At 75.2% G+C, this 970-nt stretch carries 1 protein-coding gene; it reads right to left on the bottom strand.

Going from position 1 to position 970, the window contains the following annotated elements; all coding sequences use genetic code 11:
- Window positions 1-970: LacI family DNA-binding transcriptional regulator (locus tag DW309_RS05255; RefSeq protein ID WP_136044771.1), on the bottom strand; the 970-nt coding region annotated here is incomplete at both ends.

The following is a 970-nucleotide window of genomic DNA, read 5'->3' as shown; positions in this document are numbered from 1 at the left end:
GGCGGCGACCCCGTGCTGGCACGCACGTGCAGAGCCGGGGCCAGCGCCACCCGCTCCGCCGGGCGATCGATGCCGTCGCGCAGGCGTTCGCGGAGCAGCTCCACGGCGCGGCGGCCCACCTGCGGCTTCGGCGGGCGCAGCGCGGTGAGGGGCGGGGCCCCGTTCATCGCGATCTCATCGTCGTAGGCGAGGAGCGACAGGTCGCCCGGCACCCGCCACCCCGCATCGACCAGGTGCTGCTGCAGCAGGAGCGCCTGCGGGTCGGAGTGCACGAGCAGCGCGGTCGTCGCCGTCGCCCGGATCTCGTCGAGGAGCGCGGCGACGAAGGACCCCACCGCCGATCGACCCATGCGGTCGAGGGCGACCTCGCGGTCGACCCCCGGCTCAAGACCGAGCTCCTCGACCGCACGGCCCCACCCGCGGCGCAGGGCGGTGGAGGTCGGCGACTGGGGCGAGGTGAGGATGCCGACCCGCCGATGGCCGAGGCCGGCGAGATGACTCGCGGCGAGCGCTCCCCCGAACGCATGATCGGTGACGACGCTCTCGAGACGCGTCAGCGCGAGCACGTCGGGCGCGCGACGCTCGACGAGCACGACGGGCAGGGGCAGCGCATCCAGCCAGGCGAGGAGGGCATGACCGTCCGCGCCCGCGGTCTCGGGAGCCACGATCAGCCCGTGGACCGTCCCCGACGCGACCAGGGCGGAGATCTGTCGGCGCTGGTCGGCGGCCGCATAGCTCGCCCCCCGGAGCACGATCTGCGTGTCGGTCTCGATCCCCGCCACGCGGGCGCCCTCCACCACCTGCGGCCAGTAGTAGCTCAGCGACGGCACCACCATGCCGAACCGTCGCGGAGCGGACAGCGGCCGAACCGCGGCCGGGTCGAGGGTGCTGCGGAGCGTGGCGCCGCCGTGCACGCGCGTGAGGAGCCCCCGCTCCGCGAGGTCGGCGATGTCGCGGCGGATCGTCAGCT

The sequence above is a fragment of the Microbacterium sp. K41 genome, from assembly GCF_004794395.1.
Taxonomy (GTDB): Bacteria; Actinomycetota; Actinomycetes; order Actinomycetales; family Microbacteriaceae; genus Microbacterium; species Microbacterium sufflavum.
Note: the sequence above shows the minus strand (reverse complement) of the source record. Positions and strands in the feature narration are given on the sequence as shown.